The organism is Methanosarcina sp. DH2, from assembly GCF_020804225.1.
Classification (GTDB): domain Archaea; phylum Halobacteriota; class Methanosarcinia; order Methanosarcinales; family Methanosarcinaceae; genus Methanosarcina.
Genome location: NZ_WJBI01000004.1, coordinates 103,141 through 117,192 on the forward strand (window position 1 = coordinate 103,141; position 14,052 = coordinate 117,192).

10 protein-coding genes and 1 pseudogene are annotated in these 14,052 nt (G+C 40.2%); 1 reads left to right on the top strand and 10 read right to left on the bottom strand.

What is annotated here, in order from left to right:
• Window positions 1–236 precede the first annotated feature (236 nt).
• Complete coding sequence (locus FXV91_RS07695; protein WP_229390000.1) at window positions 237–521, top strand: hypothetical protein; 285 nt, start codon at window positions 237–239, stop codon at window positions 519–521.
• Here the strand turns inward: FXV91_RS07695 and FXV91_RS07700 are convergent.
• The 10 genes and pseudogenes from FXV91_RS07700 to FXV91_RS07740 form a co-directional block, all read right to left on the bottom strand.
• A complete protein-coding gene (locus FXV91_RS07700; RefSeq protein WP_229390001.1) occupies window positions 518–1,960 on the bottom strand; it encodes a PKD domain-containing protein in 1,443 nt (480 codons plus the stop codon). The genes FXV91_RS07695 and FXV91_RS07700 overlap by 4 nt on opposite strands.
• Before the next feature lie 1,169 nt (window positions 1,961–3,129).
• The gene (locus FXV91_RS07705; RefSeq protein WP_229390002.1) at window positions 3,130–3,960 is read right to left on the bottom strand and encodes a YihY/virulence factor BrkB family protein; all 831 of its coding nucleotides are present in this window, start codon (window positions 3,958–3,960) and stop codon (window positions 3,130–3,132) included.
• A gap of 305 nt (window positions 3,961–4,265) precedes the next feature.
• Complete coding sequence (locus tag FXV91_RS07710; protein ID WP_229390003.1) at window positions 4,266–4,601, bottom strand: hypothetical protein; 336 nt, start codon at window positions 4,599–4,601, stop codon at window positions 4,266–4,268.
• A 425-nt stretch (window positions 4,602–5,026) separates the two neighbouring features.
• Window positions 5,027–5,809, bottom strand: coding sequence for an epoxyqueuosine reductase (locus FXV91_RS07715; RefSeq protein WP_229390004.1), 783 nt, complete (start codon window positions 5,807–5,809; stop codon window positions 5,027–5,029).
• Complete coding sequence (locus tag FXV91_RS07720) at window positions 5,793–5,948, bottom strand: hypothetical protein (protein ID WP_229390005.1); 156 nt, start codon at window positions 5,946–5,948, stop codon at window positions 5,793–5,795. Before FXV91_RS07720 ends, FXV91_RS07715 begins: the two co-directional genes overlap by 17 nt.
• Window positions 5,949–6,301: 353 nt before the next feature.
• Window positions 6,302–7,888, bottom strand: a complete 1,587-nt coding sequence (locus tag FXV91_RS07725; protein WP_229390006.1) for a sodium:solute symporter family protein — start codon at window positions 7,886–7,888, stop codon at window positions 6,302–6,304.
• A gap of 4 nt (window positions 7,889–7,892) precedes the next feature.
• Window positions 7,893–8,012, bottom strand: a complete 120-nt coding sequence (locus FXV91_RS20195) for a symporter small accessory protein (protein ID WP_345945482.1) — start codon at window positions 8,010–8,012, stop codon at window positions 7,893–7,895.
• Between the two features lie 309 nt (window positions 8,013–8,321).
• Complete coding sequence (locus FXV91_RS07730; protein WP_229390007.1) at window positions 8,322–9,863, bottom strand: flippase; 1,542 nt, start codon at window positions 9,861–9,863, stop codon at window positions 8,322–8,324.
• Between the two features lie 13 nt (window positions 9,864–9,876).
• Window positions 9,877–10,395 carry a hypothetical protein gene (locus FXV91_RS07735; protein ID WP_229390008.1) on the bottom strand — a complete coding sequence of 173 codons (519 nt, stop codon included), beginning with the start codon at window positions 10,393–10,395 and terminating at the stop codon, window positions 9,877–9,879.
• A 1,077-nt stretch (window positions 10,396–11,472) separates the two neighbouring features.
• Window positions 11,473–13,572: pseudogene (locus tag FXV91_RS07740) on the bottom strand (PGF-pre-PGF domain-containing protein).
• Between the last annotated feature and the right edge of the window lie 480 nt (window positions 13,573–14,052).

Below are 14,052 nucleotides of genomic sequence, written 5' to 3' on the forward strand. Positions count from 1 at the left end.
ATCATTGTTTGCCCGTTAAGCCGTGATATTCTATGAAACAAATTTCCTTTCCGACCTAACCTTTGTATCTCACCACTTTTGCGAATCATAACAACAGTATATATAAAAAATTATGTATATTTCTAATAAAATATTTGTTACAGTTGAGTTGTAATAACAATAGATAAATCTTTCGATTTTTTATTAAAATATTATAAAAAATCGAAATTTAATAAAAAATAGGGGACATAGTAGTTATGATTTCAAAGCGCAGATGTAGTAATGGAACAATTTGGGAATTATCATCAAATATGAAAGTGATTAAACTGCATCTAATATCAGAAAATAAAAACCTAGACCTAAAGACACAAAAATCAATCTACAGGCACCTCCAGAAGAAAATGTCCTTCCTAAAAATAGAAATTGTGATGTTGAAACCTGAAATTTCGTTAGGGACTTCATCCATCACAATCTGGAGATCCTTAGAAGAACCCGGATACATCTCAACTATTTGGGGATCAAACTTTTCTATATCCCCTTAAAGCATATCATAAAGCTTTACAACATCATCAAAATCAATTAAACCGTTGTTATTATAATCAAAGAACTCAAGCGGAGCATTTTCTTCTATCCATTCCATGTTGTCATAGTATGTCACAACATCATCGAAATCCAGTATTCCATTTCCATTGACATCCTCATAGAGACCATTCTGGTCCAGATCTGTCGGTGGATTAGTGTAACCGGGGAAGGCAGGAAGAAGTACTGGCTGTGCTAAAACAGTTATTGTAGCAAGTTTTGAATCTGTACCGTTTGCATTGCTCACTGTCAGGTTAACGGTATAGTTCCCTGCGAAGAGATAAGTGTGCATCGGGTTCTGCTGAGTTGAAGTAGCTCCATCCCCAAAGTTCCAGGACCAGCCAGTTGCATTTTCAGAACCGTCATTAAACTGAACAGAAAGGGGAGCATACCCGCTTGTAATATTGGCGCTGAAGTCTGCAACAGGCGATGTCGGATAACTAAGAGTAGCCATGTAAATATCATTGCCATCAACCCAAACTATCCTATCCCCGTAGATACGAGGATTAGATGCTGATCCGCTGGTGGTAATTTGAGTTTCTGTGTTAGTAGAGAGATCAAACATATAGAGTTCAATATGATCCCATCCATTACGCCAATCCCTCCACACGATCCTGTTATCATAAATAGAAGGACCTGTTGCTGATCCGCTGGCTGTGATCTTAGTTTCCTTCTGAGTGGAGATATGGTACATGTAGACATATTCTCCAGACTCTCCAGACTCTCCGTATCCCACTGTTGAATATACTATCTCATCGTTATAGATATCAGGGAAACTAAAGCCTTCATTTCCACTATACGCTATCCAAGTTTCGTTTTTAGTGGAGATGTCATATAAGTAAATAGTGTAACCATTAAATATATCATCGTAATCGTTTCCATTGTACACTATCCAGTTTTCGTAAATAACAGGATTACTATTATAACGCCCGGAACTAGCAAATTCGTCATCATTAGACCAATCTTCAGCTATCGTCGTTACATTCTCAGTAGATATATCGTAGAGATAGATTCCGCCCCCATCCCACACTATCTTATTACCGTAGATGTCAGGGTTAAATGCCCTTCCGCTGGTAGTTATTTGAGCTTCCTGTTGAGTGGAGATATCGTACATATAAATATCAGAACTAATATTCCAAGGCTCATCCGGATAGGGCATTCCATGTTTTTCGTACACTATCAGGTTTCCATAGATAGCAGGATTAGATGCCGATCCACTTGTGGTAATACGGATTTCTTTCTCAGTGAAAGTATCGTACATATAGATATCATTTCCACTGTTGCGACTATCCTGCCACACTATCTTATCCTCGTAGATAGCAGTATTAGATGCTGATCCGCTGGTGGTGATCTGGGTTTCAGTAATCATCAGCGGAGCTGCAGCTGCATTCCCTACGGTCATCAGAAATAAAACAATAAATATCCCAAAACAAATTGGCGTTCTTTTGTTTATTTTCATTCTATTTCACCCCTAATTAAAAATAGAATTCTTTAACCATGATTTGATTTGTTCCAGAATCCGCTTATTTCTGCGTTCGTACACCAAACTCCAAACTTACAGAAATAATTGAGATTAAATCACTTCATATTAAGAGATTATATATATTCCGATTTGAAACGAGATGGCAGTGTCGCGAATTTGCTGTAAATTTAGAGTAAAGTTATTGTGTACTGTGGGGAAAATGGATCTTTTGATATGGAATTTTTGACTCGAAAACTTATTGAAATTTGTGATTTTACAGAAAAATCGGCACATTGCCAATGAGATCTAATAATATATTATTTATTATGACTATTAATTAGCTAAAATATGAATTTATAACATTAATTTCTATTACTATAGTCAAAATGGACAAATAATGTATTAATTATAGAATCTATCAAGTATTAGTTATAAAATCTATCAAAAAGTATATTTTTTTAATTTGTGAATTTAAAGCTTTGCAGCCCGAATTGCGCCTCGAGAGTACGCAGTCTGTTTCAGCAGTTGCGGACCCGCAGTGTGCGGTCCTTTCCGCTTCGCTTAGGCGGACAATTTAGCATGAAAGTACTGCAACTTGAAAAGTATTTTCATTCATTTGAGCCTGTTATTCAATGAATTTTATGTGCTTTTACGGGCAAGTAACGTTACAAAAGAGAAAAAAGAAGACAAGAAGGACGAGAATAGATGCAAAATGAAAACGGCAGAAAAATCTGTAGTGATATAAACAATCAGGGCCAAAAAAGCAGATAATACAAACTGAAATTTTTTCCCACCTATTTTCTAAACATTTGCTTAAAAAATAATATTTTTTTATGCTCTTTTTCGCTTTTTTGCAGGGCCACCAGCCAGGCTGACAGAGGCGCCCTGTACAGTTTAAATTAAAAAAGGGTCTCTTCGGTTAAGAGAGTGTTATCTCACGGGGGATTTTTCACATATTATTTAATCTCTTATAATCACAATCAATATTTTTTTTAGTTTTTACCTGGCTGACATGCCGGCTTCAGCCCCGTGCGGCACGGTAAGAGAAAACTGATAGATTTCCTTTCTGGATCCTGAATAAATCAACCAATTTTACAGGAGCAGGCGTGTTATGATTCAGAATAGACTTTTGTGAACTCCACACCAATTGTGATCATAATTGAAGAATAATAAATCAGGAGAAATAAACCGATTATCGATCCGATTGCCCCATAGACGCTTGCAGGATTGCTGTATGCGAAAAAAAGACCGATGGCATACTTGCCTATGTTTATGAGAATTACTGTTACCAGCGACCCTACAAAAACCGGCTTCATGCCAAGCTTTGAATCGGGCAATACCCTGTACACGAGCATGAAAAACAGCACAAGGATCAGGAAACTAACTATAGAGCCTGTATACTGGGCAATGGAAGATGAAAAAGGGAAAAATCCCCGGAACAGATTTGAAGCTGCATAAAGGACTCCTTCAACAATTATGCTGAGAACAAGGAGCCCTCCAAAACCTATGACTATAAAAAAGGAGACGATTGCATCCGTTATAAAATCCTTTATAGTATTGGGCTCAACAGGTTCGATATTCCAGGCTTTTTCAAGGAAATTCTTCAATTGCCTGAAAACATTGCTTGCACTCCAGAGGAGAAGCAAAAAGCCGATTAATGCGCCTGTTGAGAGGGAATTAACTTCCGGAATACGTTCGAAAAGCGCGCTTACCATATCTATTACGCTCTGGTCAACGGACCCCTGCAGGTAATTGATTATAGTATCCTGAAGCTGTCTTGACTTTAAAAAAATACTTCCTATGGATACCGAAAATAACAGAAGAGCAGGAAGACTTAACACAAAATAAAATGCCAGTGCAGCACTATAAGTCTGTGCATCGTCTTTTGTCCACTTCTTTATAGTTCCGGTGATCAGACTTTTTATATATCCCGAACTCATGTTTTCCCCTAATTCATAATATACCCTCTTTTATTAAATATCTCTTATCAAAGTTCTATAAAATCTATTTCTTCAGCCGGGAAACAAAAGTGACAAAGATAAACAGAGGTAAACTAACTAAAAGCCAGCTCAGGTAGATCCAGTCATTTAGAGCCAGTCACTTATTTACTTATCCAAAAGAATCAACATATAAAGGTAGGCAACTTAACTAGCTGGATTTTTTAAAAACAGAGAAATGAATAAACACCGTGAAGGTCCTTTTTACCTTTTTAGCCTTCAAAGCACTTATTCGGGCTTTCAATTAGTTAGTACGTGATTTCGATGGAGTTTCCCTCCCTGTCAGTAACTCTTATCCTTATTAGGGATGGTAAATAAAATGCTATAGTTTTATGCACTACAGTACCATAATTTCCTTTGCAATGAGTTTCCGCTTCAAATGTCTTTTTTTCAGTGAAGATAGATTCTTTACCTTTTAAAGCTGGTTTGCTGTGGATCAGTTTTGAAAAAGAGCATATTCTTGACACAGGCGTTGACCTGCTAAAGGCATCGCGTTTAATATTTATTATTCTGGTTCCAGAAAGGTTAATTCTTGTCATGAGTCCCCACTCTTTACCTACTCTTTTATTTTTGTCCCCAAACATTGCGTAAAATATTTGCTATCGATGTATACTCCTTCACTACATATAAAATTTTTGATTTATGGACAGGTTCGTCTACAGAAAACACTGTTTAATTATTTATTCCCTATTTTTACCCTGCACTTGACAGGTATTTTGCATCTTCTGAATAATTCCTTATGATACGACTTTTTGCCGTATTTTGAAATAATATTCGATATTTGTAATTCCGAATTCTGCAAATATGAAATGAAAGAGAAGAATGAAAATTCAATACACTACTGGGAGTTAACTTTAGCTGATAAAAATGGTGAAGATAGAGATAAAACAGAGACGTAAAATAAAAGAGTAAAACATAGGAATTAAAAAAATGGATAAAGAAAATCCGTTTAACAAAATATATTCAACATAATGTAGTTTATATCCTGCGCATATAGAGTTTTTTATTCTTAGACTATGCCTCTTTTTGCAGGGATCACCTTTTCATCAACGGTTTTTCCGTAGGGGCAGGCAAGGTTGCATATTGTGCATTCCATAAAACCTCTTTCCGTAATTCTCCGAATTTTTTTCTCCCATTTCGGATCTATATTCTTCTCAAGTTCATGGGAGACCACACACTTATCATAATTTACTTTTTCACCCGGAGGCACACCCTGGGAAGGGCCAGGTATGATAGCATTGTAGGGACATGCCTTTACACACACAGATTCTTTCTGGCAGAGAGGCTGCTCTGCACAAAGGTTCCTTGTGAAAGGTTTGTCAGGCTCAATCTCGGCTGTAGTGAGCATCGCGACCCAGCGCACTCTCGGGCCATATTCAGGGGTTATAACCTGAGTGTTGTGCCCTATAAAGCCGAGTCCTGCAAAATATGCGGCCACTTTTACATGCAGGGAGTGTGTGGGAATAGCTTTTATTCCTTTGTCTTCCCAGAGCCACTGGGCAAGTCTCCAGGCTCTTGTCTCAACAGTCTCATAATAGAGATTGTAATACTCAGCCTCGCCCCCGCTAAAATCTCCTGTTCCGGGCGTACTTATAGCAGCATTCATACCTTCATCCCAGATCACCATGCCCATGATTATCAGTGATTTAGCTTCAGGCATTATCTCAGACGGAAGGGAAAGCCCCCTACCTTGAGGAAACTCAACTTCTTCCAGCTTAGTAATATCAGAAACTCCAAAAAGCTGGAATCCTCCGGTAAGAGCCTTAGTTTTAATTTCATCTTTCAAAGCCATTTTTTATCTCTCCAAAAGCCATTTCTATCTCTCCAAAAGCCATTTCTATCTCTCCAAAAGCCATTTTTACCTCTCTATAAACATCACTGGCTACAAATAGATAAAAAAAAGACCATAAAGTGAAAACTATTTGCAGCAAAGTCAGATTAATATAAAAATTAAGTTTTAACCTATTTCTAGTTTCGTAAGAGAGGGGTTTTAATATTCAACAGCATGCTCAAAACTTTAAATGCTAACTTCTCAAAATAGCCCTCAAAGAAGTGTAAGCTGGTTTTTCCAGGCTCTTCCTAACATATTGAAATTTGAATAATCTACAAATGTACCTTTATATACCATTATGTACAGTCATGTACCATTGTATCGCTTTTTACATGATATATTTGCTGAAATAAAAATAAATTTAAAAATTAAACAGAGTAAACGATTTGCTGAGACTTCTTAAAAATAGAAGCTAACTTCATGGACTTCGTACTCCATGAAGTTCTAATACCCTTACCTCCTATAACAGGCCTCAAGATGTTCTTTTGATGGGGGGCTGGTTACAAAGCTTACAACAACAGCTGCAAGAATTGCAAGCGGGGTTGCAACAAGTATGGGGTCGATAACAGTCCATGTCCCTGTCAGGAGGGTAGCTTTTCCGAAAAGAGCCTGGCTAACGCCGAGGGGAGCAGCTTCTTTTGCGTGCACGAAAATAAGCCAGAAAAGGCTGCTAAATGTCCCTACTATAAGGCTTGCAATAGCTCCTTCTTTTGTCATGCGCTTCCAGAAAAGGGCGCCTGTATACATTGGAAGGAAGGCTGCTGCACACAGCCCAAAGAAAATTGCTGTGGCGCTCGCAATAATACTTATCGGAAGGAAATATGCAAGAATTACACTTGCAAGGATTGTTACTGCAATACCCAGTTTTGTTACGGTAACGGTTTTGCCGGACTTCCCTTTCATAAGGTACTCGCGGTAAAAGTCGTGCCCTATTGCCGTACCCATTGTGTGGAACTGCGAGCTCAATGTAGACATTGCGGCAGCAAGCAGGGTAAGCATAAAAAGGATCACAAAGAGATCAGGCATGGAGCTGTTAATGTATTCAGGAATTATGAGATCTGTGTTTCCTTTAGCGACGGCGATTGATATCATGTTCTGCGTCTTATAAAAGTACGCATTTGATAGCGCACCCACGGTAAACGCAACTCCTGTCATCATAAAAATGAAAGGCCCGCCTACCAGGACTGCCCTGTTAAGGGCTCTGTCATCCTTAACCGTCATGAACCTTACTGCAAGCTGTGGCTGCGCAAGAACTCCTATTCCGACTCCCAGGACAAGAGTCGAGATTAAGGTCCACCATATTGTTGAGCCGAATGCAGGCATTGCAGTCCACCCGAGATGCCCTCCCTGTACAAGGGTTTCCGGAACTAGTGGAGCCATGTCGGTGAGCATTCTGTGTGCTTCCGTAATGCCGCCAAGTTTTGAGTAGGTCAGGACCATTAAAACTCCCATGCCCAGAAACATGAGAGCTCCCTGAAGCGCGTCTGTATACATGACTGCGATCAAGCCGCCTGTTATCACATAGGCTGCAATTATGATTGTAAATATCAAAACAGCTACATCATAGTTTATTCCAAGCGTAGTCTCAAGGAACCTTGCCGCACCTATCAGGACTATTCCCGAATAAAGCGGCATGAATAAACCTACAAGAATCCCTGAAAAACCCTGTATAAACCTTGATTCAAATCGTTTTCCCATCAACTCCGGAAAGGTTACAGCCTTAAGGTTCAAACCTATACGCCTGGTTTTTGACCCGAATAAAACAAATGCGATAAAAATTCCTACAAAAACGTTCATGAATGTAAGCCATAAAAGCCCCATTCCAAGGACCCCGGCTGAACCACCGAACCCAACTATCGCAGATGTGCTGATGAAGGTTGCCCCGTATGACAGGGCAAGTACGTATGAGTTTATTTTCCTTCCTGCAACCATGTAGTCATCTATGTCTTTCGTTTTTTTGTATCCCATCCATCCCAGGTAGAAAATTACCATTAAATAGACCAGAACCGCCAATCCGAGAACCGGAGTACTTACGACCATTATCTCAGACCTCCTCTTCGGCACCGATATTCCATTTCAAAATGCCATAAGCAATGCATCCGAAAGCGCTAACAAAACACAGGATATATGCAATCCAGATCTGGGGATCATTAATTCCTAGCATTTTTTTATCTCCAGTCGAATCAACGAATCAACTTGTAATCCATGATAATATGTAGTATGTTAACAAATAACACAGATTAAGCTTTCGTGATAAGAAAAGTTGATGAGTTTTAATAAAGTATCGGCTGGTAACTAGCGGCTGGTAAAGCTTGAATATCTGGATTGCGCCTGAACAAATCAGCCTTTTGATTTAAGAACTAATTAAAAAATAGAGTTCCGGCATCTCTCAAAGAGAGATATTGCCGGGCCTGTTTCGTACCAGCTAGGTATGTTGCAGGCACAAACAAGCTATGATGCGAGTGCAGACAGGTTATGATGTAAGTGTCTTAATCTTCTCAGGGATATGAGTACTTACATTGTGCCTGATGGTTTTCCGTATCTCGCTTATCATGCTTACTTCAGTTTTGTCCAGTATCTTTGCATAATGAACGATTGCAAAGTACACAATGATGAAGATTGCATATTCCCAGGCTGCTCCGGAAAGAGGAATTACTTCCTTGGCAGCGAGCATGGCTGCAGTCATGACGGCACAAACCAGGGTCAGCTTTCTGTACATCGAAGTGAATGGATGCATTTTCTGCTTTCTCCATGCTCTTAAGGTCATTGAGACTTCTATCGATGCATAAGATACGGCAGTTCCTATAGCTGCACCTATCATACCGTACTCAGGTATAAGCGTGAAGTTAATAACGGCGTTAATTCCCGCACTTGCAACCGAACACTTCATCAGGAAGTCAGAATCTCCGGATGCCAGTAAAGTGTGATAGTTGAATCCGAAATATGAGTTTGCTATGAATCCCATGGCAAGGATGCGCAGGGCCGTTGTACCGCCTACATATTCCGCTCCGTAGAGTTTCGTAATAAGAAACTCAGGATACACGAATATCAGTGCAAAGATAGGGAATGTAAGCAGGAAGGACCATTTGGTCATTACCGCATATATCGAACCAACCGGTTGAGTATCGTTCAGACCCCATAGCTTTGATGCTACAGGGACATACACATAGCCCATGGAAGCTATTACCAGGGACAGGAACCCTACTATAGGATACACTGCATTGTAAACTCCCACAACTTCGGCTGGCTTGAAATAACCGAGCATTATGGTATCTATCCAGCTCATGAGGTTCAGCAGAGTCGCAGTTATCAGGAGCGGGAATGAGTACCTTATCAGCTGCTTGGTGGGTTCGCTGAATTTAAGCTTTAATTCCGGTTTAACCGGTGGCTTCTTTATAAAGTACACCGACATTATACCGAAAGTGAAGACCATTGAAATCAGGTCCGCAAATACTACTCCTTTCAGGGAAGCGCCGAAGAATACGGCGGCTGAAGCAAATCCAAGCAGAGATAACGGCCTTATGATGTTATAGAAGTACATGTTAACACTTGTACGGTCGAATCCTCTGTAGATCGCTACTGTCAGGTTCAGGAGTATGGTGAACGGAATGGCAAAGACAAGGATCTTGATCACGGACAGGATTTTGCCCTGTGCATCAAATCCTTCTCCGGCCAGACTTTCGAACAGCGAAGGCGAAACCAGGATAGCGAACAAGCCTGCAAGCAGGCCCATAAGTATGGCTGATATTATTAATTCATGTACCTTTTGTTCCTCCTGCCTGCCCCTGAAGAACGCAATATATCTTGGCACTCCTTCGTTGAGTCCGAGAGTTGCGACAGCGCCTGAAATTGATATTACCGTAAGTGCGAGGGAATATGTGCCGAAGTCGGCTGGCGAGAGGTGTGATGTCATTACTTTTTTAATAAGGATGTCGAAAAGCATCCCAAGGAAGGTTCCTGCAAGTATTACACCGGAACCTCCCACTATCCGGTTAACGGATTCGTTAACTGACATGAAACTCCCCGCCTTAGTTACTGTTTTCCGGGGCTTCCGGGCAAGAACGGAGTTCTGTTGCTCTGCCAGTTACGACTGAATAACTCTCGGTTAGCTGGTTAAAGTTCAGGTAGCCTGTTTCTGCAGTCTGCAGGAGATTCAAGCCTGATTCTTTAACATTGCATATCTTGCCAGATAGGGTGCTGGCATTTGATGAAATGAAACAAGTACCTGGTTGGATAGGGAAATTCATTTTAGGGTTCAGGGTTTCAAAGTTTACTGTTTTAAACTCCTTAAAACAGCTGTAATTCTTAAGTGCGTCGTTGTGTCTGTCTTTTTGCTCGATTTCTTGTCCGGATGCTCCAGGGTGAGTTAAGACAAGGTCTAACTGGGGTTTCTCTTTAACAATCGACATGGTTCGATTACGACCTTTAGGGTTGGGTTGGGTTGAAGGTAGGTTTTCGATTGTATCCAGGGCTGGAGTCCATGCAGGATATAATAGAATCCCGGGCTGGGTTTCCCGCTGGATTCTGTAGATTGAGTGTCTGAACACCCAATAGTAGCTGGACTTCCTGGCAGTACCCGACGAATTTTGGGTTGGTGGATATTCTCAGGTATTGCCCCATGGGTTGGATCGCGGTAGGGTCCCGATTGATTGGAGTAAACCGGGATTGGGTTCGAATCGGACTGGATTCGAAGCCGGATCCTGGCAGGACCCTGTCAGGTTTCTGCAGGATCTTGAATTGGGTTTAGGGTTGGATTTTAGGTTTTTTCCGGTAGCCCAGGGTGTGGCTCACCGGCATTTTAAACGGGCGATTTATCCTTCAATTTTTAATGGATCCAGTAAACCCGTTTTCTGAAAATTGCTGCCTTTTTTTGCACAATGGCTGCTCAAGGGAATTCGTAGAGCCATTAACTCAATGCATCAGCAATCGGTTTAGATGCCTGATAGCTGATGAAAGGCAGCGAGTACGTTTTTGTAAGCTTGATCTGTTTTACTTAAAACCGGGGAAGCGCCAAACTTATTGAATTTTATTGAAAGTTCCCCCAAATTTTATTAGGAGTACCTGCTCGACTAAACATATAAACGTTTCGGAACTAATGTCCGATTATCATTATCGGGTCATACTGGTACCGGAGAGAAAAGTCATTTACAATGTACTTTTCTGAAGGTCCGGTTGAAAGCTGGTTCTCAGGGTTTAATCCGGGGTTCAGGGATAGATTTTGGAGTCATATTCCGGCTCGATTTCTGGAAATAGGTCCTAAAAATGCGATATCGAAACCAAAAAGCCTGATTTGCCTTTTCCGGACATTCCTAAATTAATTCTTCATGTCAGGGGATTTCAGGCTCAAGAGAAGTCTTTTATTATTCTGTTTTTAAATGGAAAAGATAATAAAAGACACCTCTTCTGAAAAGCAAATTGACACAATGAAACCACAAGAACATCATGATTTATCATTATGATTATTCTTCTGATCTTAAACGAAAATTTCCCAAACAGTGCTCCCCCGGGAGACTATTATAATAGTATTCTTATATTAATACTTATTGTCAGACTTAGGGACGCTAAAAAAGAGGATAGACTTAAAAGAAAAATAAAGGAAAAAGAATAAAAACAGGGAGAAAAGATCAAACTTTCGCCCAGGCTCTCATATGCTCAATCCATTCTGAAAGCAAGCCAGTTATTCCAGAGAATATTTCAAATCCCTGACTCATACTTTTTTCCTGCTCGGACATCTCAGCTGTCAGCCCTGTACTTTCCGCATCCTTCAGGTCAACCGAGCGAGTCTCCGGTTCAGAACCTGATTCAGTTACATTTTCTGAAGAGGTATTTACGTTACCGGTTATTGCAAAGGAAGAGAAACCTGTTGATTCGGCTGTAAAATACGTAAATTCGTCATCTTCTTTCAATATGGTGACCGGCAGTTGTTCCCACTTTTCATCGTCATATCAGTTCAGGGCGATGGCAGAGCTCTCTATTCTATTTTCCTGCATCCATGCTTTTTCAACCTTGAAGTAGATAACAGAATTTTCTATGTTCTCAGAGCTTGCAAACCCGCTGTTTCCTACCCACACATTAAAAGACTCATAGACTTCATCCGAAGGCAGTTCGGAAACAAGTGCGGATTTTCCTTTAAGCACTTCAACAATTGTTATTGTTTTGCCAGCGGTCTTTTTTGCATCAAAGCCCACAGACACTACGCAGGTTGCATTCTTAATGAAATCAAATTTTACTTCCTTCCCTTTTTCAATGAAGACCTGGGAGATTTCTTTAGCCTCAACATTTTTTGCAGGTTCGGGGGAACCACCAGCACCGCCGCTGCTGCTACTACTGCTGCGGCTGCTCCCTCCGCTGATACTTTCGCTATCATCGGAGCCGGCACCTTCTTCAGATACGCTGTCACTTGCTTCATTATTCCCTGGTCCATCATCTATGACTTCACCGTCTTCGGGCCCAGTGTCTACAACTTCACTTTCTCCAGTTCCATCACTTCCGATTCCAGCGCCCACAGTTTCGTTGCCTACGATTTCATTGCTCCCAGTTCCACTATCTCCGAAATTGTTTTCATTCTTTTCCGTAACAGTGATCGTAGCAGTTTTTAAATCCGTGCCGTTGTCATTGCTTACTGTGAGCTTGGAAGTGTAGGTGCCTGGGGTTGCATATATGTAAACTGTGCTTTTATCAATAGAGTCAGTCTTTTCATCATTATCAAAGTCCCATTCCCTTTCTACAGCGTTCTCAGAAAGGTCGGTAAACCGGACTGAAAGAGGAGCAGGACCGTTTGTAAGATTGGCTTCTAAGTTTGCAACCGGTAATACAGGTGAGGGTTCTTCTATGGTTTTTCCAGTAATAGATACTAGAGGGAGAGAATCTGCATAGATACTGTTTTCGAAACTATATGCGATATCGGCAATGCCGTCTCCATCTGCATCAGGAGCGGTTTCTGAAAAGCCTGATCCATCAGGTTTTCCCCAGAAATTGCCTCCCAGATAGGGTTCACCTATAATGTTTTCGCCTGCAGTTTTTTCTGTGCTGTATGAATTTCCTGTTCCGTTCTTTATTTCTGCGTTAACAATGTTAACCAGATAGTTATTAAAAACGAGGTTGTTATCACTTCTTGGGCAGACATAAAGCCCACTGATGCCGTTTGAGGCAATAGTGTTGCCTGAGAGTGTGTTGCCATCAGAAGTGCCCAGATGAACGCCACGACCATTATTGTTAGAAGCCGTGTTTCCTGAGAGTGTGCTGCTGGTAGAACTTGCGAGCACAATCCCGTAATCTCCATTATTTGTTACAATATTGTTTGAAACGGTGCTCCTTCTGGAACTCAGAAGGTAAATCCCGTACCCGTTGTTCGAAAGTTTGTTGTTCTCAATGATGCAGTTATTGCATCCGGATAGCTGGATCCCTGCATAGCTGGTTTTTGTTCCAGTAATCTTAAATCCGCTAATCCTTACGTTATCTGCTTGCACGGAGAGAGCATGGGCGCCTGAACTCCTGGCTTTGATTATTGTGTTTTCAGGATCTCCGGATTCTGACCTGACTACCAGACTGTCAGTGTTAATTACAACATTCTCGGTATAGGTTCCAGGTTTTACGATAATTTCATCGCCTGAGGTTGCGTTGTTTACTGCTATCTGTATCGAACCACCCGGCTGGACTGAAATCTCAGCTGCAGTTACAATACCAGAGCCTGATATTAAGATAAGAAAAACTGCCAGTAACATTATTAACCTGTTTATTCAGATTCCTCCGTACATTCAGGAAAGTATGGATTAATACTTCTGTTAATTAAATGGGGATTCATAATAAACAATATAAATATATTGGTATAAATAAATATTAGAAGAAAGATATATTAAAAAACAATACAATGTCTACAATATCTACCGATTATTCTACTTTGAATTTAACTGAAAAATAGAACAATTTTCATTCAGGATTAATCATATAGTTACTTTTTATTCAAGGTTATCAGATTTGCTTTTTTTGTTAAAAACATAGTAGATTTATTTAGACAATATTTTATGTTAATAACAGTTTATTTCCTTTTACTTTTTTTTAAATGGAAATCAGATAATTCAAATATTTAAGAAGTTTAATCCCTTCCCAGGAGGTTAATCTTCAGTTCTCATTTATAAATATCGAAAAAGTGTTTGCTTACGACATAGAAATACTACAGGCCCAGCTATTCGTGATCAAATGGT